Origin of the sequence: Streptomyces sp. Ru72, from assembly GCF_002920635.1 — a bacterium.
Taxonomy (GTDB): domain Bacteria; phylum Actinomycetota; class Actinomycetes; order Streptomycetales; family Streptomycetaceae; genus Streptomyces.
Map to the genome: position 1 here is coordinate 42,091 of NZ_PQSR01000037.1, position 19,136 is coordinate 61,226.

20 protein-coding genes and 4 pseudogenes are annotated in these 19,136 nt (G+C 68.6%); 12 read left to right on the plus strand and 12 right to left on the minus strand.

Going from position 1 to position 19,136, the window contains the following annotated elements:
• Window positions 1-5: 5 nt before the first annotated feature.
• From kdpB to C3488_RS40595, 4 genes are read right to left on the minus strand one after another with little or no spacing between them, the layout of a single operon-like run.
• Complete coding sequence (gene kdpB / locus C3488_RS19050; protein ID WP_258053501.1) at window positions 6-2,138, minus strand: potassium-transporting ATPase subunit KdpB; 2,133 nt, start codon at window positions 2,136-2,138, stop codon at window positions 6-8.
• The gene (gene kdpA / locus C3488_RS19055) at window positions 2,135-3,799 is read right to left on the minus strand and encodes a potassium-transporting ATPase subunit KdpA (RefSeq protein WP_103840961.1); all 1,665 of its coding nucleotides are present in this window, start codon (window positions 3,797-3,799) and stop codon (window positions 2,135-2,137) included. The genes kdpB and kdpA overlap by 4 nt, the downstream gene beginning before the upstream one ends.
• Window positions 3,800-3,831: 32 nt before the next feature.
• The gene (kdpF, locus tag C3488_RS19060; protein WP_067057375.1) at window positions 3,832-3,921 is read right to left on the minus strand and encodes a K(+)-transporting ATPase subunit F; all 90 of its coding nucleotides are present in this window, start codon (window positions 3,919-3,921) and stop codon (window positions 3,832-3,834) included.
• Entirely contained in the window at window positions 3,918-4,094 is a 177-nt protein-coding gene (locus tag C3488_RS40595) for a hypothetical protein (protein WP_181139082.1), read from the minus strand. The genes kdpF and C3488_RS40595 overlap by 4 nt, the downstream gene beginning before the upstream one ends.
• 224 nt (window positions 4,095-4,318) lie before the next feature.
• Between C3488_RS40595 and C3488_RS19065 the strand changes: the two genes are divergently transcribed.
• Together C3488_RS19065 and C3488_RS19070 are read left to right on the plus strand one after the other, a co-directional pair.
• Window positions 4,319-4,837 (plus strand): hypothetical protein, encoded by a 519-nt coding sequence (locus C3488_RS19065; RefSeq protein WP_258053502.1) that lies wholly within the window; start codon window positions 4,319-4,321, stop codon window positions 4,835-4,837.
• Between the two features lie 669 nt (window positions 4,838-5,506).
• Window positions 5,507-6,091 carry a GNAT family N-acetyltransferase gene (locus C3488_RS19070; protein ID WP_103840963.1) on the plus strand — a complete coding sequence of 195 codons (585 nt, stop codon included), beginning with the start codon at window positions 5,507-5,509 and terminating at the stop codon, window positions 6,089-6,091.
• Window positions 6,092-6,390: 299 nt separating this feature from the next.
• On the opposite strand, the gene C3488_RS19080 is transcribed toward C3488_RS19070, so the two are convergent.
• Window positions 6,391-7,086, minus strand: a complete 696-nt coding sequence (locus C3488_RS19080) for a TetR/AcrR family transcriptional regulator (protein ID WP_103840965.1) — start codon at window positions 7,084-7,086, stop codon at window positions 6,391-6,393.
• Between the two features lie 102 nt (window positions 7,087-7,188).
• Here C3488_RS19080 and C3488_RS19085 point away from each other — a divergent pair, with 102 nt between their 5' ends.
• The gene (locus C3488_RS19085) at window positions 7,189-8,301 is read left to right on the plus strand and encodes a serine hydrolase (RefSeq protein ID WP_219822321.1); all 1,113 of its coding nucleotides are present in this window, start codon (window positions 7,189-7,191) and stop codon (window positions 8,299-8,301) included.
• Window positions 8,232-8,564 carry a hypothetical protein gene (locus C3488_RS41090; protein WP_219822322.1) on the plus strand — a complete coding sequence of 111 codons (333 nt, stop codon included), beginning with the start codon at window positions 8,232-8,234 and terminating at the stop codon, window positions 8,562-8,564. The genes C3488_RS19085 and C3488_RS41090 overlap by 70 nt, the downstream gene beginning before the upstream one ends.
• Before the next feature lie 64 nt (window positions 8,565-8,628).
• Here C3488_RS41090 and C3488_RS42605 read toward each other — a convergent pair whose 3' ends face one another.
• On the minus strand, window positions 8,629-8,781 hold the full coding sequence (locus tag C3488_RS42605; RefSeq protein ID WP_374955437.1) for a hypothetical protein: 153 nt from the start codon (window positions 8,779-8,781) through the stop codon (window positions 8,629-8,631).
• A gap of 385 nt (window positions 8,782-9,166) precedes the next feature.
• Between C3488_RS42605 and C3488_RS19095 the strand changes: the two are divergent.
• Window positions 9,167-10,732: pseudogene (locus C3488_RS19095) on the plus strand (Na+/H+ antiporter).
• An 11-nt stretch (window positions 10,733-10,743) separates the two neighbouring features.
• Here C3488_RS19095 and C3488_RS40600 read toward each other — a convergent pair.
• Window positions 10,744-10,914 (minus strand): hypothetical protein, encoded by a 171-nt coding sequence (locus tag C3488_RS40600; RefSeq protein ID WP_181139083.1) that lies wholly within the window; start codon window positions 10,912-10,914, stop codon window positions 10,744-10,746.
• A gap of 20 nt (window positions 10,915-10,934) precedes the next feature.
• On the opposite strand from C3488_RS40600, the pseudogene C3488_RS19100 reads away from it, so the two are divergent.
• Both C3488_RS19100 and C3488_RS19105 read left to right on the plus strand, forming a co-directional pair.
• Window positions 10,935-12,246 (plus strand): annotated as a pseudogene (locus C3488_RS19100) (amino acid transporter); the annotation flags it as partial.
• A 103-nt stretch (window positions 12,247-12,349) separates the two neighbouring features.
• Window positions 12,350-12,868 (plus strand): hypothetical protein, encoded by a 519-nt coding sequence (locus C3488_RS19105; protein ID WP_103840967.1) that lies wholly within the window; start codon window positions 12,350-12,352, stop codon window positions 12,866-12,868.
• Between the two features lie 109 nt (window positions 12,869-12,977).
• Here C3488_RS19105 and C3488_RS41645 read toward each other — a convergent pair.
• A pseudogene (locus C3488_RS41645) lies at window positions 12,978-13,458 on the minus strand (ATP-binding protein).
• A gap of 146 nt (window positions 13,459-13,604) precedes the next feature.
• Between C3488_RS41645 and C3488_RS19110 the strand changes: the two are divergent.
• The 3 genes from C3488_RS19110 (at window position 13,605) to C3488_RS19120 (ending at window position 14,985) form a co-directional block, all read left to right on the plus strand.
• Entirely contained in the window at window positions 13,605-13,904 is a 300-nt protein-coding gene (locus C3488_RS19110) for an STAS domain-containing protein (RefSeq protein WP_308460673.1), read from the plus strand.
• A 389-nt stretch (window positions 13,905-14,293) separates the two neighbouring features.
• Window positions 14,294-14,557 carry a hypothetical protein gene (locus tag C3488_RS19115; protein WP_146067889.1) on the plus strand — a complete coding sequence of 88 codons (264 nt, stop codon included), beginning with the start codon at window positions 14,294-14,296 and terminating at the stop codon, window positions 14,555-14,557.
• Window positions 14,554-14,985 carry a hypothetical protein gene (locus tag C3488_RS19120; protein WP_103840971.1) on the plus strand — a complete coding sequence of 144 codons (432 nt, stop codon included), beginning with the start codon at window positions 14,554-14,556 and terminating at the stop codon, window positions 14,983-14,985. Before C3488_RS19115 ends, C3488_RS19120 begins: the two co-directional genes overlap by 4 nt.
• 271 nt (window positions 14,986-15,256) lie before the next feature.
• Here the strand turns inward: C3488_RS19120 and C3488_RS19125 are convergent, their stop codons facing one another.
• A complete protein-coding gene (locus tag C3488_RS19125; RefSeq protein WP_103840973.1) occupies window positions 15,257-15,865 on the minus strand; it encodes a TetR/AcrR family transcriptional regulator in 609 nt (202 codons plus the stop codon).
• Between the two features lie 87 nt (window positions 15,866-15,952).
• Between C3488_RS19125 and C3488_RS19130 the strand changes: the two genes are divergently transcribed.
• Together C3488_RS19130 and C3488_RS19135 are read left to right on the plus strand one after the other, a co-directional pair.
• Complete coding sequence (locus tag C3488_RS19130; RefSeq protein ID WP_103840975.1) at window positions 15,953-16,351, plus strand: nuclear transport factor 2 family protein; 399 nt, start codon at window positions 15,953-15,955, stop codon at window positions 16,349-16,351.
• A 39-nt stretch (window positions 16,352-16,390) separates the two neighbouring features.
• Window positions 16,391-17,401 carry an NAD(P)-dependent alcohol dehydrogenase gene (locus tag C3488_RS19135; RefSeq protein WP_103840977.1) on the plus strand — a complete coding sequence of 337 codons (1,011 nt, stop codon included), beginning with the start codon at window positions 16,391-16,393 and terminating at the stop codon, window positions 17,399-17,401.
• Between the two features lie 175 nt (window positions 17,402-17,576).
• Here C3488_RS19135 and C3488_RS19140 read toward each other — a convergent pair whose 3' ends face one another.
• The 3 genes and pseudogenes from C3488_RS19140 to C3488_RS19150 form a co-directional block, all read right to left on the minus strand.
• Window positions 17,577-17,963: a transposase gene (locus C3488_RS19140; protein WP_308460674.1), complete on the minus strand. Its 387-nt coding sequence runs from the start codon at window positions 17,961-17,963 to the stop codon at window positions 17,577-17,579.
• Between the two features lie 161 nt (window positions 17,964-18,124).
• Entirely contained in the window at window positions 18,125-18,634 is a 510-nt protein-coding gene (locus C3488_RS19145; protein ID WP_103840987.1) for a winged helix-turn-helix domain-containing protein, read from the minus strand.
• A 224-nt stretch (window positions 18,635-18,858) separates the two neighbouring features.
• Window positions 18,859-19,136 (minus strand): annotated as a pseudogene (locus tag C3488_RS19150) (transposase); the annotation flags it as partial.

Genomic DNA, 19,136 nt, shown 5'->3' on the forward strand with positions numbered 1-19,136 from the left:
GGCGATCAGCCGATTCCGGGGATGAGGGAGATGAGCATGTCGATGATCTTGATGCCGATGAAAGGCGCGATGAGACCGCCGACGCCGTAGATCGCGAGGTTGCGGCGCAGCATCCTGTCCGCGCTCATCGGCCGGTACTGCACGCCCTTCAGGGACAGCGGCACCAACGCGATGATGATCAGCGCGTTGAAGACGACCGCCGACAGGATCGCCGAGTCCGGCGAGGCCAGGTGCATGATGTTCAGCTTGTCCAGCCCCGGGTAGACCGCCGCGAACAGCGCCGGGATGATCGCGAAGTACTTCGCGACGTCGTTGGCGATGGAGAACGTCGTGAGCGCGCCCCGGGTGATCAGGAGCTGCTTGCCGATCTCGACGATCTCGATGAGCTTGGTCGGGTTGGAGTCCAGGTCGACCACGTTGCCGGCCTCCTTGGCGGCTGACGTGCCGGTGTTCATGGCCACGCCGACGTCCGCCTGTGCGAGGGCGGGGGCGTCGTTCGTGCCGTCGCCGGTCATCGCGACCAGCTTGCCGCCGGCCTGCTCCCGCTTGATGAGGGCCATCTTGTCGTCGGGGGTGGCCTCGGCGAGGAAGTCGTCGACGCCCGCCTCCTCGGCGATCGCCTTCGCGGTCAGCGGGTTATCGCCGGTGATCATGACGGTCTTGATGCCCATACGGCGCAGCTCGTCGAACCGCTCGCGCATGCCCTCCTTGACGACGTCCTTCAGATGGATCACGCCCAGCACGCGGGCGCCCTTGTCGTCGTGCATGGCGACGAGCAGTGGGGTGCCGCCCGCCTCGGAGATCCGGTTGGTGATCTCGCCGACGTCCGCTGCGACGGTTCCGTCGTGCTCCTCGACCCAGGCGATGACGGAACCGGCCGCGCCCTTGCGGATCTTCCGGCCGTCGACGTCCACACCCGACATGCGGGTCTGGGCGGTGAAGGCGATCCACTCGGCGCCGACCAGTTCGCCCTGGTGCCGCTCGCGCAGCCCGTACTTCTCCTTCGCCAGGACGACGATGGAGCGGCCCTCCGGCGTCTCGTCGGCCAGCGACGAAAGCTGGGCGGCGTCGGCGACCTCGGCCTGAGTGGTGCCGTGCATCGGCACGAACTCGGACGCCTGGCGGTTGCCGAGGGTGATGGTGCCCGTCTTGTCGAGCAGCAGGGTGGAGACGTCTCCGGCGGCCTCGACCGCGCGGCCCGACATCGCGAGGACGTTGCGCTGGACGAGACGGTCCATGCCGGCGATGCCGATCGCGGACAGCAGCGCGCCGATCGTCGTCGGGATGAGGCAGACTAGAAGAGCCACCAGGACGACCATCGTCAGATGCGTTCCCGCATAGGTCGCGAACGGCGGCAGCGTCGCCACCGCGAGCAGGAAGACGATGGTCAGCGACGCCAGCAGGATGTTCAGCGCGATCTCGTTCGGCGTCTTCTGCCGGGCCGCGCCTTCGACCAGGTTGATCATCCGGTCGATGAATGTCTCACCGGGCTTTGTCGTGATCTTGATGACGATGCGGTCGGAGAGGACCTTCGTACCGCCGGTGACGGCGCTGCGGTCGCCGCCAGACTCGCGGATCACGGGTGCCGACTCGCCGGTGATGGCCGACTCGTCGACGGAGGCGACGCCTTCGACAACGTCACCGTCGCCGGGGATGATGTCGCCTGCCTCGCACACGACGAGGTCACCGATCTTCAGGTCGGTGCCCGGGACCCGCTCCTCGGTGTCGCCCACGAGACGCCTGGCCACGGTGTCGGTCTTGGCCTTGCGCAACGTGTCTGCCTGCGCCTTGCCGCGGCCCTCGGCGACCGCCTCCGCCAGGTTGGCGAAGACGACGGTCAGCCACAGCCAGGCGCTGATCGCCCAGCCGAACCAGTCGCCCGGGTCCTTGAAGGAGAACAGCGTCGTCAGCACGGAGCCGATCCACACCACGAACATCACGGGGGACTTGACCATCACCCGGGGGTCGAGCTTGCGGAAGGCGTCCGGCAGCGACTTGACGAGCTGCTTGGGATCGAAGAGGCCCGCGCCGACACGGCCCTCGGCAGGCTTGTGCCCGGTGGGCACGTCGCTGTGCGGCGCCCGGGTCGGAGTGGCTGTGGACATCGAGTCCTCTTGCTCGTGTTTACCAGTGGTCATGACGCCAGCCCCTCGGCCAGCGGGCCCAGCGCGAGGGCCGGGAAGTACGTCAGACCGGTGATGATCAGAATGGCGCCCACTAGCAGGCCGGTGAACAGCGGCTTCTCGGTGCGCAGGGTGCCCGCGGTGAACGGGACCGGCTTCTGCTCGGCCAGCGAGCCGGCCAGGGCGAGCACGAACACCATCGGCAGGAAGCGGCCGAGGATCATCGCGAGCCCGGTCATGGTGTTGAACCAGTCCGTGTTCGCGTTCAGGCCGGCGAAGGCCGAACCGTTGTTGTTCGACGCGGACGTGAAGGCGTACAGCACCTCGGAGAAGCCGTGGGCCCCGGAGTTGAGCATCGAGTGCGGGGGTGTGGGCAGGGCCATGGATGCCGCGGTGAAGACGAGGACCAGGGCCGGAGTGATGAGGATGTAGCAGGCCGCCAGCTTGATCTCGCGGGAGCCGATCTTCTTGCCCAGGTACTCCGGTGTGCGGCCGACCATCAGACCGGCGATGAACACCGCGATCACGGCCATGACGAGCATGCCGTAGAGGCCGGAGCCGGTACCGCCGGGCGCGATCTCGCCCAGCATCATGCCGAGCATGGCGATGCCGCCGCCGAGACCGGTGAAGGAGGAGTGGAAGGAGTCCACCGCACCCGTCGACGTCAGGGTGGTCGACGTCGCGAAGATCGACGACGATCCGACGCCGAAGCGGACCTCCTTGCCCTCCATCGCACCGCCCGCGAGCTGCAGGGCAGGGCCGTGGTGGGCGAACTCGCTCCACATCATGAGGGCGACGAACCCGACCCCGATGGTGGCCATGGTCGCGAGGATCGCGTAGCCCTGCTTGACCGAGCCGACGATCACTCCGAAGGTCCGGGTCAGCGAGAACGGGATCACCAGCAGCAGGAAGATCTCGAAGAGGTTGGTGAACGGGGTCGGGTTCTCGAACGGGTGGGCGGAGTTGGCGTTGAAGTAGCCACCGCCGTTCGTGCCGAACTCCTTGATGGCCTCCTGGGAGGCGACCGCGCCGCCGTTCCACTGCTGCGAGCCGCCCAGGAACTGACCGACCTCGTGGATGCCGGAGAAGTTCTGGATGACGCCGCACGCCACGAGGACGATCGCGGCGATGGCCGCGCCCGGCACCAGGATGCGGATCGTGCCGCGCACCAGGTCGGTCCAGAAGTTGCCCAGTTCACCGGTGCGCTTCCGTGCGAAGCCGCGCACCAGCGCCACGGCCACCGCGATACCCACCGCGGCGGAGACGAAGTTCTGCACGGCCAGCCCGGCGGTCTGCACGACGTGCCCCATGGTCTGCTCGCCGGAGTACGACTGCCAGTCGGTGTTGGTGACGAACGACGCGGCTGTGTTGAACGCCTGCGCCGGGTCGATCGATTTGAAGCCCAGCGACAGCGGCAGCACGCCCTGGAGTCGCTGGAGCAGGTAGAGGAACAGGACACTGACCGCGGAGAAGGCGAGCAGACCGCGCAGGTAGGCCGGCCAGTGCATGTCCGCGTCCGGGTTGGAGCCGATGCCCTTGTAGATCCACTTCTCGACGCGCCAGTGCTTGTCGGAGGAGAAGACCTTGGCCATGTAGTCGCCGAGCGGGATGTAGGCGAGCGCCAGCGCGCCGATGAGGGCGAGCAGTTGGAGCACGCCGGCAGGTACGGGACCCATGTCGCCCGCTGCGGTAGCAGCTGATGTCACCGTCAGAACCTCTCCGGGAAGATCAGGGCGAGGACGAGATAGCCCAGCAGGGCGACGGCCACGACCAAGCCGACGATGTTCTCGACGGTCACAGCTTGGTCACCCCCTTTGCGGCGAGGGCCACCAGCGCGAAGGCCGCCAGCGTGATGACGACGAAGGCCAGATCGGCCATCGTGAACTCCTGGTTTGAGGTTCGGGTGGAACAAGAACGGTTAGAGGAAACCGCTTCTCCGGCCGGATTCGGTCGTCCCTTGACGGCCCTCATACGGCGGGCGCCACAGCTTTGACGGGACTCTTACGGGCGCTGATCCATACCGGCGAGTAGCCCCTGCGTATCCGTGAGGGGCGTCACAGGGCAGTCATGACGACAGATGGGCTTTCCATCGCTCGCGGACGCTCCGCAATGGGAGCGCCAAGACCTGCCCCAGATTCGTCAGAGTGGCGTCAAGAGGCGTTGATCCGGCTGCCCGTATGTCTACGGTCACCGGCATGGGACGCCGCGACCACGCGCGCAAGGCGCCGGAGGATGCTCGCGCAGACACATCCGGTGACACCGCGCACGACCTCCGCTGGGCCCGGGACGTGAAGGACTCCGTCCGCTGCGCCGGCGCGCTGCTCGTCCTGCTCCTGCTCATCGACTGGGGATCGGGCCGACGGGCGCTGCGGCGCGGGGCCCTGTGGCTCGCCCTGGCGCTGCTCCTGCTCCTCGTGCTGTACCCCGCCCAGGTCTCTGCCAGCGAGGGCCGGCTGGCCTCGCGCCGGTTGCTGCGCGAGCGCCGGGTCCGTACGGAGCTGCTGGTGTCCGTCCGCTGGCTGGACGGCGTCTCCCCACGGCTCCTGCTACGGGACGCGCTCGGCGGCCGAGTGCAGATCGACCCGGACGTCCTCGTGCGCAACCCCCGGCTGTGGTACCGACGGGACGAGGGCGCCCGGAAGGCGGCAGCCGACGGCCTGCTGCTGTGCGGGGGCGACCGCATTGCGCAGCCTCTCGCGACGCATCGACCGTGAGACCGCCCGCGCCGAGAAGAAGGGCGAGGGCCGCGTAGCCGTGGGTGAGGGTGGTCAGCGAGGCGACCGCCGCGACGAGCAACGGGTCGCCCGCGTCACCGAGTTGACCGTCGAGTTCGGCGGCGCCCCTGGTCTGACCGAGGCGTTCCGTGGGGGTCGCGCTCTCCCTGAATGAGATCAAGACGATCCTCGATGACGCAGCGGCCGCCTGCCGCCCTCCTCCTTCAGGGCCGGGCGCCGCAGGTCCCGCATCTGGGCTTGTCCTCGACCGCCAAGATCCGCATCCGTGCCTTCCCGCCGCTTCCGCGCGCCCTTTGGCTCCCAGGATTCTGGCCGCTGATGTAGCTGTCATGAACCCCGGACGTGTCCACCGGCCTGTACACACATCGCCACCCAGCTCGGCGTGCCGGTCGAGGTAGCGCCCGCCACCCAGCTCGGCGTGCCGGTCGAGGTAGCGCCCGCCGCCCGGACCGAGACCATCGACGGCATCCCCGTCCGCATGGAGTTACCTGCGGCTCGGCTTGAGGGATCGTGATCGGTAGGAGTTTCGCATTTCGGTAGTCTGGTAAGTCCTTCTGCTCCCTCTGAGCATCATGTGATCACGCCAGAGGCCCGATCCGATACAAAGTTCCTGATCACGTCGCGTGTGCGGCTGTTATCGTCGCTCGCATGGCTGAACTCATCGCCCCCACGGAACGACTGCATTCCTCGTGGCTCACGGCGCGCGATGAGTGGCAGCCGGGTGCCCACCAAGATGGCGCCGGCCTGCGTCTGGTTGCCGACGATGACCTTGACAGCCCGGAAGGGTTCGCCACATGGGTCGAGCGACTGCGCCAGCAGTCAGACCGGTCTCTGCCTGTCGGGGAAGGACGCGTCCACGCCACCCACTGGTGGATCGTCGACGACGAGACCTACCTGGGGGCCATTGACCTTCGGCACTATCTGAACGCCTTTCTGCTCGAAGGCGGCGGACACATCGGCTACAGCATTCGGCCCTCTGCCAGGAGACAGGGACTGGCTACGTGGGCGCTGGGAGAGGTCCTGCTCAAGGCGCCGGGGCTCGGTCTGGACCGGGTCCTTCTCACCTGTGACGATGGCAACGTCGGTTCGGCGCGCACCATCGAGAGCAACGGCGGCGTTCTGGAAGATGTGCGCAGCACCGAGATCGGGGTCAAGCGCCGCTACTGGATCGTTCTCGATGGCGCTGGTCACAACCATTCGCTAATGGCGGCGACGAGGACGGTTGCCTCGTAGCGGACCGGGAGTTTGTCGTAGCTTGTGGCCACGGCCCGATGCCTCTTGAGGCGGTTGATGCCGCACTCGACCGCGTGGCGCTCGCGGTAGTCGATCTTGTCGAACTTCGGGGGGCGTCCTCCGTTGGAACCGCGCTTCGGGTTGCGAACGGAGTCGGCCTTGTGCTCGCACTGCGGTGAGCCTCCACACTGCCAGGCCGTGATCACGATCGACCCGCCTCACCTCGCCCTTCTTTGTGCGTCGACGCGAAGCCGGGAAGGGGGAATGGGCCGGGCGGGCGGGTGTTGCCCGGGCTCGGGTCACTCGCGCCGGCCGGCGCGATCGGCGGTGAGGCGGGCCTCGAAGCCGTCGAGGAGGCAATGAAAGCCGAACGCGAAGGTGTTGTCGGGCGCTGCGGCGTACTCCGTGGCGGCCCTGGTGCTGAGGCGTTCGCGCAGGCGCGGGAATTGCATGGCGGTCTCGGTGGCGCGGGTCATGGCGTCGGCCATCAGTTGCTCAACGTCTGCGCCGTTCTTGCTCAGCCGGCGGTTGAGCGCGACCTGTGCGGCAGGGCCGAGCGCGCTGCCGAGTACGAAGGTGAACACGGTGGCGGCCGCCCGGTCCGCGTCGGCGGCGGCGAAGCCCGCCTTTTCGTATATGGCGAGGCTGAGGTCGTTGTGCCGGGCCTGGCGGGGTCCGTGCAGGAGGTGGCTGCCGTATGCCTGGACGAGCCAGGGGTGCCGGGTGAGCATCGCGTGCATGCCGGAGGCATGGGCGGTGGCGGCCGTGCGCCAGTCGGTGGCGTCGAGATCGGGCAGCTCGACCTCGTGCCAAATCGCGTCGCTAGCGAGTCGGACCAGGTCGTCCTTGGTCTTGATGTGCCAGTAGACGGCCGTGGCGGCCGAGCCGAGCCGTTTCGCCAGGCTTCGCATGTTGAGGCCGTCCAGTCCCTCGTCGTCGAGCAGCTCGATGGCCGCACGGACGATCCGGTCTGCGGTCAGGGTGTCTCGCGGCATGGCCATCACCTTACTTGAACTTAGTTCACGCAAGACTTGCACTTTGTTCGAGTAGCGGCCTACGCTCGCTCGTACTTAGTTCAAGTGACCGGAGGGGGAGCAATGTCGCAGGACAAGCTGTCGGAGTTCGTCAAGGCGCAGGCCACGGAGCTGGGAGTTCCTGGCGCCGCCGTGGGGGTGCTCCTGGACGGCCAGGAGATCTACGTCTCGCACGGCGTGACGAGCCTCAGCAATCCGCTGCCGGTCGACGAGAAGACGCTGTTCCCTGCGGCGTCAGTGTCCAAGACCTTCACTGCGACCGCGCTGATGCGCCTGATCGCCGAGGAGAAGGTGGACCTGGATGCGCCGGTGCGGCGCTACGTGCCCGAGTTGAAGCTTGCAGACGAGCAGGCCGCGGGGCAGATCACCGTCCTGAACCTGCTCAACCACACCGCGGGCCTGGACTGGAACCTGATCGACGACGGCGAAGGCGACCGCTCCCTGGCCGGGCTCGTGGCGAAGCTGCCCCAGCTGCCGCTGATCGCACCGCCCGGGACCCGCGCCTCCTACAGCCAGGCCGGATACAACCTGGCCGGGCGGATCGTCGAGAAGGTCACGGACCTGCCTTTCGAGCGGGCCATGGCCTCGCTCGTCCTGGAGCCGGTGGGCCTTGCGGACACCGTGTACGGCCTGTCCGAGGTGATGGTCCGCAAGTTCGCCGTGGGCTACAACCGCGGCGACGACGGCGAACTGCGCCCCGCCCGGCCCTGGGGAGCGTTCAAGGAGGGCGCGCGCGGCGACAACCCCGGCGGCGGCCTCGCCTCCTCGGTGAGCGATCTGCTGCGCTGGGCACGGTTCCACCTCGGCGACGGCGAGGGCGTGCTGCCCGCGGCGGAGCTGCACCGCATGCGGGAGCAGACGGTCGAGCTGCGCGCAGCACGCTCGGCGACGGCTTCGGCATCTGCTGGTTCCTGCGCGACCTGGACGGCCTACACGGGATCGGCCAAGGCGGCTCGGGTAACGGCCAGTTCGCCGAACTGCTCATCGTGCCCGAGCGCAACTTCGCGGTGGTCTCCCTGGCCAACGTCGGCCCGGACGGCTATCCCTTCAACCAGTCCGTCCTACGGTGGGCACTCGAGCACTACCTCGGCATCGTCGAGAAGACGGTGGAGCCGCTCCCATACGACGAGGAACAGGCCCAACAGGTCGTCGGCCGCTACGAGATCGACGCCATAAACCTCGACATCGACACCGACGGCACCCGTCTCACCCTGGCGGTCGGGATCAAGCCGGAGATCCGCGAGGCATCGGACGAGGAAATGCCCCCGGACCACCCGGCCGCGGCCATCGGCTTCCTTCCCGGCGACGGCGACGAGTACATCGTCACCGAAGGAGGCCTCAAGGGACAGCGCGGCTACTTCTCCCGCGACGCCAACGGCGCGATCACAGGCGTCGACCTTGCCGGCCGTCTCTTCAACCGGGTCCAGGAAGCATCCTGATCCAACGCAGGAGGGGAGGTCCGAAGCGGCCGCCCCTTCCGGCACCTTGGTGTCCTGCCAACGCTTAGGGTTGCGGCCCTCCCGGGGGAATTGCTGTGGGCGGACTCGTCGACGCCCGCGGGCGACGGGTGAGTACTGCGCCCAGGTCCATTTCCTCGAAATGTCCGCTCCGGTAGGAGCAGCGGGCGCGCGGGACGACCTCGAGGCCGTCGAGCATCGCCTGCGTGTGCGGGCGCCCGTCGCACTCCGCTCACGTCCGCCCCGTGGGCGGCGCGGCGCCACCCCTCGTCGAGCATCCGACAGGTCTTGCCGCTCCGGGGCCGCCTCAGGTAGACCTTCGGCCGTCCTCGCCGTACGTCACCGTTCATCGCCGCCGACGCGCTCCGCTCACTGGATCAACTCCCCTGTGCAGAAGGGGACTCCTTTGACGGAAGCACTTCCGCGGGCCGGTCAGGGCGGCTGTCAGCGCTTTCTTGGCGCTGGTCACCGGGACGTTGACACTGTCTTGACGTGCCACTGGCCCGATTGGGTGACAGCGGTGTGCCGGGAAGTCTGGTCGGCGGGGAGCCACGGTGGCTCCGATCGCAGCTTCAGGGGGCGGCATGCGCAGTGCGGGGACGGTTCTCGCCCTCGTCGTCCTGGCCACGGTGGTGGCCACCTTCGCCCGCCGGTGGCGTATCCCCCGCTCCCTCACTGCTTGTGGTCGCGGGTCTCGTCGTGGCGCTGCTGCCGGGCACCCCGCAGATCGAAATCAGTCCCGACATCATCGGCCTGGTCGTGCTGCCTCCCCTGCTCTACGCGAGCGCCGAGGACATGCCCTGGCGGGAGCTGCGCGCGGTGTGGCAGCCGGTCGGGATCCTCGCGATCGGCCTGGTCCTGGCCTCCGCCGCGGCGGTGGCCGCAGTGGCGTCGCTGGTGACGCCTCTGTTGTGGCATCGTGCTGGGCGCGGTCCTGGCCAGCACCGACCCGGTGGCGGTCACCGCGCTCGGCCGCAGGCTGGCCCTGCCGCCGAAGGTCCAGGTCCTGGTGCAGGCGGAGAGCCTCTTCAACGACGCGACCTCCCTGGTGCTGGTCCGGGTGGCGGCGGGCGTCGCCGTGGCCTCGGCGGCCGCCCATCGGGGTGCGGCGGGTGGCGAGTTCCTGCTGCCCGCGGGCGGCGGCACGGTGATCGGCGCGGCCCTGGCCGGAGTGGTGACGCTGATCCGGCGCCGAACCGAGGACCCGGTCCTGGAGAAGGTGATCGCCCTGGTCACCCCGTACGCCGCCTACCTGCTCGCGGAGGCCGCGCACACCTCGGGCGTGACGTCGGTGGTGGTGGCCGGGGTGGTCCTGGGCGGGCGGGGCGACCGGCTCACCAACGCCCGCATCAGGCTCCAGCTGCACGCCGTCTACGGCACGGTGGTATTCCTGCTGGAGAGCGTCGTCTTCAGCCTCATCGGGCTGGCCCTGCCCGCGGAGGTGCGGGCGTTGTCCGACGGCGACCGGTCCTGGCCGCTGTACGCCCTCGCCGTCGCCGTCACGCTCATCGCCGTACGCATGCTGTGGCTCGCGCCCCTGTCGGCGGTCGTCCAGCGCAAGGGCGGCGTCAGCCGCATGAACTGGCGGGTGCCGATGGTCCTCACCTGGCCGGCACCCGAGGGGTGATGCCGCTGGCCGCCGCCCTGTCCATCCCCGAGGTCGCGAAGAACGGCACCGCGCTCACGGACCGGCCGCTGGTCCTCGTCCTGACGACCTCGGTCGTGGTCGTCACCCTCGTCGTGCAGGGCTTCACCCTCGCCCCGGTCGTCCGCCGCTCCGGCATCGCCCTGGAGCCCGCCCACACCGAACGGGAAGAGGTCGAGGCCCGCTCCCGCCTCGCCCATGCCGGACTCGCCAGGCTGGAGGAACTCGCGGAACTGGAAGCCGTACCGGAGATCGTCCTCGACCGGCTCCGCCGCGCCCTGACCGCCCGTCTCGACGACGCCCGCGACCGCCTCGCCGAAAGCAACGGCGGCGGCGTGCCCACCGAGCCCAATGACCTGGTCCACCGTCAGCTGCGCCGCGACCTGATCGCGGTGGAGACGGCGGAACTTCAACGCCTGTACGACGACACCGCATCAGCAACACGACCCGACGGCGGCTCCAGCGGTCCCTGGACCTGGAGGAGGCCCGGCTGACAGACGCCTGAAGGAGCCACGGTCAGCGGAACTCGGCCAACCTCGGCCGCAGTCCGAGCACGGTGAGGAGCATCGCCGCGAACAGCAGGCCGTCTACCCAGGGCAGCAGGTCGCTCACCGCCGACCTGCCCGCACGGACGGAGGCCGCGAAGTGTTCGCGGTTGATGTCCGTCACCTGGTCGAGGGCGGCCATCCACGCCCCGAAGTGCGCGTGGCCACGTGGTCACCGACTGGACCGGCGCCCTGACCACCGAGCACGGCAACGTCCTCGCCATGATCGGCGTCTCCCTGCTGGTCTTCCCGAAGCTCGCGCTCGGCCTGTCCGGCTTCGAGACCGGCGTCGCCGTCATGCCCCACGTCCAGGGCGACCCCGGCGACACCGAGGACCAGCCCGCGGGCCGGATCCGCGACACCAAGAAACTGCTCACGGCCGCCGCGCTGATCATGAGCGTCTTCCTGATCACCACCAGCTTCATCACCACCGTGCTGATCCCGGCGAAGGAGTTCGAGCCGGGCGGCCAGGCCAACGGCCGTGCGCTGGCGTACCTCGCCCACGAGTATCTGGGCGGCGGTCTCGGCACCCTCTACGACGTCTCGACGATCGCGATCCTGTGGTTCGCGGGTGCCTCCGCCATGGCCGGGCTGCTCAACCTGATGCCCCGCTACCTGCCCCGCTACGGCATGGCCCCGCACTGGGCCCGCGCGGTGCGCCCCATGGTCATCGTCTTCACCCCTGATCGCCTTCCTGGTCACCTGGACCTTCGACGCCAACGTCGACGCCCAGGGCGGCGCCTACGCCACCGGCGTCCTGGTGCTGATGTCGTCGGCGGCGATCGCGATGACCATCGCAGCGCGCAAGGCCCGCCAACGGGGTTGGACCATCGGCTTCGCGGTCGTATCGGCGGTCCTGCTGTACGTCACCGTCGTCAACGTCATCGAACGGCCGGACGGTGTGAAGATCGGCGCCTGCTTCATCGCCGGCATCATCCTGGTGTCGCTGCTGTCCCGGCTCGCTCGAGCCTTCGAACTTCGCGTCACTCATGTGACGCTGGACGACATGGCGGAACGTTTCATTCGGGACATGTCCCACCGCAAGATCCGGTTCGTCGCCAACGAGCCCGGTGAGCGGGACGCCCGCGAGTACCGCGCCAAGATCGAGCAGATCCGACAGGACAACGACATCCCCAGTCAGGAGGACTTCGTCTTCGTCGAGGTGACCGTCACCGACCCCTCCGAATTCGAGGCCGGCCTGACGGTGCGCGGGGAAGTGCTGCACGACCGGTACCGCGTACTGACGCTGGAGTCGTCGTCCATTCCGAACGCCCTGGCCGCGCTGCTCCTCCGCGTCCGCGACACGACCGGCCGCACCCCGCACATCTACTTCGAGTGGACCGAAGGCGGCCCGTACGCCAACTTCCTCCGCTTCTTCCTCTTCGGCCAGGGCGAGGTGGCCCCGGTCACCCGCGAGGTGCTGCGCGAGGCGGAGGCGGACCGGGAGCTGCGCCCGAGGGTCCATGTGGGCTGAGCCGGGCGCAGGCGTCAGGATCCCGTCAAGATCGGTGCCTGCGGCGTTAGAACAGCGTCAGCGGCACGTGCCCCCGCATACACACCCGCCTACCGTCGGCATTATGCGCAGGAGAAGTCCGCCAGGACCGGTCGGCGACCGCCACTGGAGCGGCAGCGCCCGGCTCGCGGCCCTCTGTGCTGGCGTCTTCGCCGCGCTGACCCTGCTCATCGACTGGGACGCCAGCACCCTAACCGCACCCCGCGCGCTACTGTGGACCGCCCTGTCCGCCGCGATCTTCGTCATGCTGCTGCCGCACCGCGTGACGGCGGGTCCTGGCTGGCTGGCCGTACGCAGCCCACTGCGCCGACAGACCGTACGGACCGACGCCCTGACGTCCCTACAGCAGTACGGCGACGTCAGCACCCACCTCGTTCTGAGGGACGCGTACGGCCACCGTCTGGAACTCGACCCACGCGTCCTCGCCACCAACCCCTTCCTCTGGCACGAACTCGACACCGGCGTCCGCCGCTCCCTCGAGCGCGGGACACTCCGCCAAGGAACGGACGTCCTGGAGCACCTGGGTCGGCAGATCGACGGCGAGACGGCCCAGGCGGTCCTCAGAGCCTCTGGCCTGTCCTGATCGCCAGCGGGCGCGAAGACGCCGGCCGTCAACCTCGGGGAACTCCACGCAGCGCTAGCCCGCCACGCCACCGGCTCACCCCCCGGCTGACGGGGGCGACCGCGTCGTCCTACAGGGGCCGGTGCCCGGCGACGGCGCCGCCCGGGTCGTCCAGCAGGGCGATGCGGGCGGTGGATGCGCATACCCACCGGCTCCCGCTGCACTTCGAAGCCCTGGGCGACGGCCATCACGATCTCCAGACCGTGCTGTCCCACCCGGCCCGCGTCGGCGGCCCGGGCCACCGGCAGCACCGGATCGCAGTCCCACACCACGACCTCCACCGCGTCGCCGACGATGCGCAGGTCCATCAGCACCGGTCCCGGCGCGTACTTGCGGGCATTGGTCACCAGCTCACTGACCGCCAGCTGGGTCAGGTCCATGGCACGCTGCGAGACTGGCAAACCGCGCTCGGCCTGGACGCGCGTGAGGAAGCCGACGGCGAGATGGCGGGCGCGGGCAATGCACATGCCGTCGCCTTCCAGAGCCACTGTGGCCTGTACGGCCTGATCATCCGGTACCGCACTGTCCTCACCCACGGGGGCTGGTTCCATCGCGGCTCGTCTCTCCTACCCCGTTCACACCCCGCGCGTACCCACGCATGCTTGGTACACGCTTTACGCCCTGGTCGCGAGGGCATTACCCGCTCTGTACAGGGCAGCAGTGCAGGTGAAGGTCTCGGTGTGCCAGTATCACGCACATGGCCGAGGGAGAGATAGCGAACACCGAACACGCTGTACAGCCAGGACAGCTGTCGGTTGTCTCCAACACCACCGACGGCATCCGCGTGCTGACCTTGGCGGGAGAGATCGACCACCACACCAGCCAGACGCTCCGCCAGGCCCTGGACGCCTCCGACGCTCCCCGCCCCCGCATCGTGGTCGATCTGAGCCGGGTCACCTTCATGGACTCCACCGGCATCAACATCCTCATCGCCGCCCACCGCACCTCACCGAGGCCAGCGGCTGGCTACGCCTGGCCGCACCGACCGAGGCCGTGATGCGCACCCTGCAGATCGTCGGCGTTGATGCCGTCATCGACTGCCGCGAAACCCTGCGCCAAGCACTCACCACCTGACCAATCCCACATGCCGGGCATCGCATCATCAGCGTCACCAATGGGCTAAAAACCTCACGGGGCATCGCCGGGTCGTGGCAGCGCCGGGGCAGCACCGGATCCAGCGATTGGGCGAAGACCCTGTTGCAGACACCTACACGGCTCGTGATCGTTGAGAGGGCGAGGCCCTGCCTCTCCTCCAGCAGGTGGGGGCTGCACCCGCGCTCTGGTGCAGCCCCCACTGCACTGTTCGGGCGTATCAACAGCCTTCGTGCCTGACTGATCAGCGCAGATCTCGTTGGTTCCCGAAGGAGGCAACACATGGGGCACTGGGTGTACGAGTTCGTGGGCTGTCCCAACACCGGGGACCATCAGCAGATCGCCGATGAAGACGAGCCGGGCGAGGTCGTCTTCCGCGAACGCCCCGGCGGCCTCGGCATCATCGACGGATTCGTACACGACAGCGTCGACGAAGTGATGATAATGGCCCGCTTCCGATGGGTGGCCGGTGGCGACCCGTCGACGGTGGCACCGAGGGTCCTCGAAGCAGCCGGAGAACAACTTCCACCAGCGACTGATGAGGCAGGCAGCCAGTGAGGGAGGACGACGGGCCGGAGGCCGGCGGCGAGGAAGAAGCCGAGCCGGAGATCTGCGATCTGTGCGGAGCTGTGGTCTCTGACAGCACCGAGTGGTACGCGCTGGTGCGTGACTCCTCCGCGATCCACGCGGTGGAGTCGAAGTACGACGGCAAGCGGATGCTGGTCGGGTGCTCACGCGAGCACCTCGAGGATCTGGTCGAGCAGTACAAACGCCGCCCGTTCGTGGACGCCGAACTATGGGCCGGGAAGATCGCCCGGGTGCTGCGGAGGCATCCCGAGGGGGTCAGCGAGGAGGACCTGGCCCGGGAGAGCGGCCTGACGCATGAGCAGATCCAGCGCGGCGTCATGTGGCAGAACACCGAAGCCCAGCGCTGGCTCGAACAGCACAGCCCGGACGAAGACGACAGCCCGGGCGGCGACCAGTAGGGCGACGTGCCGGACGGGGCCTTGGGGAGGGCGGAGGACCCCGGGTTGGGGTGAGGCCATGACAGCCCGGGGTCTTCCGCCGTCAGCCGTCGTGTGGCGGACACGTAAGCTCAACGGTCGCGGCTTGCGGCGGTCACGCTCGCGTCACGCGCTGTCCGGTGGTTTCCCACGATGGCGCTACTGAACATGAACTCGCGATGTCGGGCGGTTCGCAGCCTTTCCTGGGCACGCGCTGCCCGACTCGGTGTGTGTTTCGTGTAGTGACCTGCCGTTACGGAGCGAGCTGGGTCGGGCGCGCCGGGTCGTCCTGGTTGCCGCGCTGCGCGAGGAGCTGCTCGGCTAGCTCCCGCGCGGATAGGACCGGGTTGGTGTCGGGGCGGGTGGCTCCGGCCGCCAGGGCTCCGTCGATGAGCAGCAGGAGCTGGTCGGCGGCGTGGGCGGGATGGGGATGGCCGAGCCTGACGAGCTCGTCTGCCAGGAGCCTGCTCACGCGCTCACGGTATCGGCGGGTGATGGCATGTCCCGGATGGGCGGGGTCGGCCAGGGCCAGGTCGGCGGCGAGATACCGACAGCCCCGGAAGTTCGGCTCGGTGACGACGGTGGCGAGCTTGTCGAAGACGGCCAGCAGGCGCTCGCGTGGATCGTCGCCGGCGGCCCGCATGGTCTGCTCGTAGCCGGCCTCGTCCTCGGCGGCGCTACGGCGCAGGACCTCGGCGATCAGGCCGTCCTTTCCGCCGAAGTGCTCGTAGAGCGACCGACGGGCCACATTCGCGCTTTTGAGCAGGGCGTCCACACCCACGCCGACGCCATGGCGGTAGGTCAGCTCCTGCGCCGCCTCCAGAAGGCGCTCGCGTGGTCCTGGTTCCGTACGAATGCTCATGGGTGCCAGCCTGCCAGTGGTTGACCAGTAGATCAACCGTTCTATACATTCAATTAGACCGACTGTTCTATCTATCAGGGGGTGGCTATGCGGCCTCACACGACCGCCGCTGTCATCGACCGCTTCAACTACGCGTTCGTCCACCACGAGCCCGACGCACTCGACGACCTGGTGGGCGAAGACTGCGTCATGGAGGCGATCCAGCCCGCGCCGGACGGTGATCGCTACGAAGGCCGGGAGGCGTGTCTCGCCTTCTGGCGGGTGCTCGCGGCCGACCGCACGACCCAGTTCCAGCCCGAGGACGTGGCCGTCGCGGGCGACCGGGCGACGATCCGCTGGCGCTACCGCTTCGGCGACGGGCCCACCGACTCCGTGCGCGGCGTGAACCTCATGCGCGTCGAGGACGGCTTGATCGTGGAGGCCTTCGGTTACAGCAAGACCGCCGGCGAAGTCCCGTTGGCCACCGACTCGGACGCCGACACGTGAGCGGCAGCCGAGCAGGACACGAGAAAGGTGCACCGTTCCATGCGTAGTTACCACGTCGACAGCGGCGCCGAGATCGACGGCCTGGCAATCCGTGAGCATGCAGATCCGGTCCCCGGCCCAGGGCAGGTCCTGGTCGCCATACGCGCCGCCGCCTTGAGCTATCGCGACCTGATGGTGCTGCGCGGCGACTACGTACTCCCGGTGAAACCCGACGTGGTCCCGGTGGCCGACGGGGCCGGCGAGGTGGTGGCGGTTGGCCCCGGTGTCACGGCGGTGCGGGTCGGAGAGCGGGTAGCCGGCACGGTCTTCCCGAGCTGGCAGGACGGCCCGTTCGGCATCCAGCACCTCCCGCAGCTCGGCGGCTCGCTGGACGGCATGCTCACCGAGCTCGCCCTGATCGACGAAACCGCCCTCGTGCCCGTGCCCGAGCACCTGTCCTTCGACGAGGCCGCGGCATTGCCCTGCGCCGCGGTCACCGCCTGGAACGCCCTGACCGGTGACGGCGACGGCCTGCGACCCGGGCAGACCCTGCTCACCCTCGGCTCCGGCGGAGTGTCCTTGTTCGCCCTCCAACTCGGTAAGGCCCTCGGGGCCCGCGTGATCGCCACCACCAGCAGCCCGGCCAAGGCGCAACGCCTGGCCGAACTCGGAGCAGACGAGGTGATCGACTACAAAGCCATTCCCGACTGGGCCAGCAGAGTGCGTGAGCTGACCGACAGCCAGGGCGCCGATCGCGTGGTCGACGTCGCAGGCCTGCTCGAACAATCACTCAAGGCAGTGAGGGTCGCAGGCCACGTCGCCTGCGTCGGCTTCCTCGCCGAGACCGCACCGCCGATCGATCCCCGAATACTGTTCGGCTCCGGTGCCACCGTGCGCGCACTCGCCGTCGGCAGCCGGACCCAGTTCCTGGCGATGAACCGGCTCGTCGAGCAGAAGCGGATCCGTCCGGTGATCGACCGAGCCTTCCCGTTCGACAAGGCCCCGGAGGCATTCCGCTACTACGCGTCAGGATCCGTATTCGGTAAGGTGATCATCAGTAATCGGGTTTGACGCGGGCAGCCAGGCTTCAACAGCGATGTCGGTAAGACCGTGACGGCTTCTGTCCTCCAGGTCACGCAGCCCAGCGAACGGCGGCGTGTTTGGGGACAGGCCGCCAGCGGCCTGGAGCGGGAGGATGCACAGCGGTTGCCCGGACTTGGCGTTCATGAGAGCCGACCGGATGCGGTCAATCATCCATGATCAGGCCGGCGCCGCCCAGGCAGCCGTCGACCAGGTCGGGCCGATACTGGATCTGTTTGAGCCTGCGCTTCACCGCCCGGGTGATCTTCCTGAGGTCGGCGGCAGCGAGGTTGCCGATGTCGCGCTTGACCAGGGACCAGACCCCCTCGGTCGGGTTGAGGTCGGGGGCGTAGGTCGGCAGCTGGAAGACAATGAGCCAGTCGGCGTTCGCGGCGATGAACTCCCGTATCCCGGCGGTCAGGTGAAGGCGGACGTTGTCCCAGACCAGCACAATCGGACCGCCGAGCTGGCTCCGGGCGCGGACGATCAGGTCGCGGAAGTCCCGCCAGCCGAAGCCCTTCGGCTCGTCCTTGCAGCCCCGGTACTCGCGCACCGCATAGATCAGCCGGGACCGCTCACCTGGCTTATAACATGCCCGCCATCGACAGCCGTCCAGAGCCTCGGCCTCGCACCCGCACGACGGGAGTCTGGCCGATCCGGCCCCACGTCCTGGCACGCGGCGGCGTCATCGACTGACCGGCTCGTCCTCAAAGATCAGCCAGGCGCCGCGCTCCGCCGCGATGCTCTTACCCGCAGCCAGGTCTCCTTCTTCCACACCTCAACGGCCTCGTCATCGCGCTCGATGGCCCGACGGGTGGGCTGCTGCCACGACCAGCCGTGCCTCTTGAGTAGCTGCCACGTGCCCTCGACCGTGTACGAGATGTGGAACAGCCGGCCAATCAGCGTCTTGATCCGCGCGAGAGTCCACCGCTGGTCGGCCCAGCCGTGGGCGAGCGGGCCGCGCTCCAACTCCCGTTCCAACCTCAAGATCTGGGCCTCGCTGAGCCTCGGTCGACCCGGTGACCCCTTCGACAGCACCCCGGCCTCGCCGCGTTCGCGCCAGGCCCGGCGCCACCGCTCCACCGACCGCTCGCTCACCCGCAGCGCGGCGGCGATCTCCCCGTTCTTCTGCTCGCGCTCGAAACGTTCCAGGGCCTGCAGCCGTAACCGCTCCCGCGCGGCCCTCTCGGCGTCGGTCAGCCCACCGCCCTGCGCGTACCTCACGCCCACAGGGCTACCGGAACCGACCGACGGCTGTCAGACGATCCGCCCCGACATCACCCAATCAAGTTCAGTACCGTGCCGTTATGAGTGAGCCTGTCGCCCAGGGCGAGGATCATCCGGCGTGCGGGGTCTGCCCGTCGAAGGGGCTGCCGGGTGAGGCGTTCGCGGTCTACGACCGGCCGTCCTGGAAGTGCCCGTTCACCCCGGGGACGGCTTTAGAGGTCCTAACAAAGGCGTTGGACGTGGCGGTAGGTGATCAGGCAGGTGGCGAGGCCGAGGAAGGCTTCGTGGATGTCGTCGCGTCGTTCCCAGCGGATGCGCAGGCGGCGGAAGCCGTGCAGCCAGGCGATCGTCCTCTCGACCACCCAACGGAAGATGCCCAGGCCAGAACCGTGAGGCTGGCCCCGTTCGGCGATCGCCGGACGGATGCCGCGTTGCCGGAGCAGCCGCCGGTAACTTGTCGTGATCGTAGCCGCGGTCCGCGAACAGCATGTCCGGCCGC

Bases quoted from the DNA above. Each gene is read 5' to 3' on its own strand.
- kdpB (WP_258053501.1), bottom strand. From the start codon at position 2,138: ATGACCACTGGTAAACACGAGCAAGAGGACTCGATGTCCACAGCCACT.
- C3488_RS40595 (WP_181139082.1), bottom strand. From the start codon at position 4,094: ATGAGGGCCGTCAAGGGACGACCGAATCCGGCCGGAGAAGCGGTTTCC.
- C3488_RS19105 (WP_103840967.1), top strand. From the start codon at position 12,350: ATGCGCAGGAGAAGTCCGCCAGGACCGGTCGGCGACCGCCACTGGAGC.
- C3488_RS19135 (WP_103840977.1), top strand. From the start codon at position 16,391: ATGCGTAGTTACCACGTCGACAGCGGCGCCGAGATCGACGGCCTGGCA.
- C3488_RS19125 (WP_103840973.1), bottom strand. From the start codon at position 15,865: ATGAGCATTCGTACGGAACCAGGACCACGCGAGCGCCTTCTGGAGGCG.
- C3488_RS40600 (WP_181139083.1), bottom strand. From the start codon at position 10,914: ATGGCCGCCCTCGACCAGGTGACGGACATCAACCGCGAACACTTCGCG.
- C3488_RS19080 (WP_103840965.1), bottom strand. From the start codon at position 7,086: ATGCCGCGAGACACCCTGACCGCAGACCGGATCGTCCGTGCGGCCATC.
- kdpA (WP_103840961.1), bottom strand. From the start codon at position 3,799: ATGGGTCCCGTACCTGCCGGCGTGCTCCAACTGCTCGCCCTCATCGGC.
- C3488_RS42605 (WP_374955437.1), bottom strand. From the start codon at position 8,781: ATGCTCGACGGCCTCGAGGTCGTCCCGCGCGCCCGCTGCTCCTACCGG.
- C3488_RS19130 (WP_103840975.1), top strand. From the start codon at position 15,953: ATGCGGCCTCACACGACCGCCGCTGTCATCGACCGCTTCAACTACGCG.
- C3488_RS19085 (WP_219822321.1), top strand. From the start codon at position 7,189: ATGTCGCAGGACAAGCTGTCGGAGTTCGTCAAGGCGCAGGCCACGGAG.
- C3488_RS19065 (WP_258053502.1), top strand. From the start codon at position 4,319: ATGGGACGCCGCGACCACGCGCGCAAGGCGCCGGAGGATGCTCGCGCA.
- C3488_RS19110 (WP_308460673.1), top strand. From the start codon at position 13,605: ATGGCCGAGGGAGAGATAGCGAACACCGAACACGCTGTACAGCCAGGA.
- C3488_RS19070 (WP_103840963.1), top strand. From the start codon at position 5,507: ATGGCTGAACTCATCGCCCCCACGGAACGACTGCATTCCTCGTGGCTC.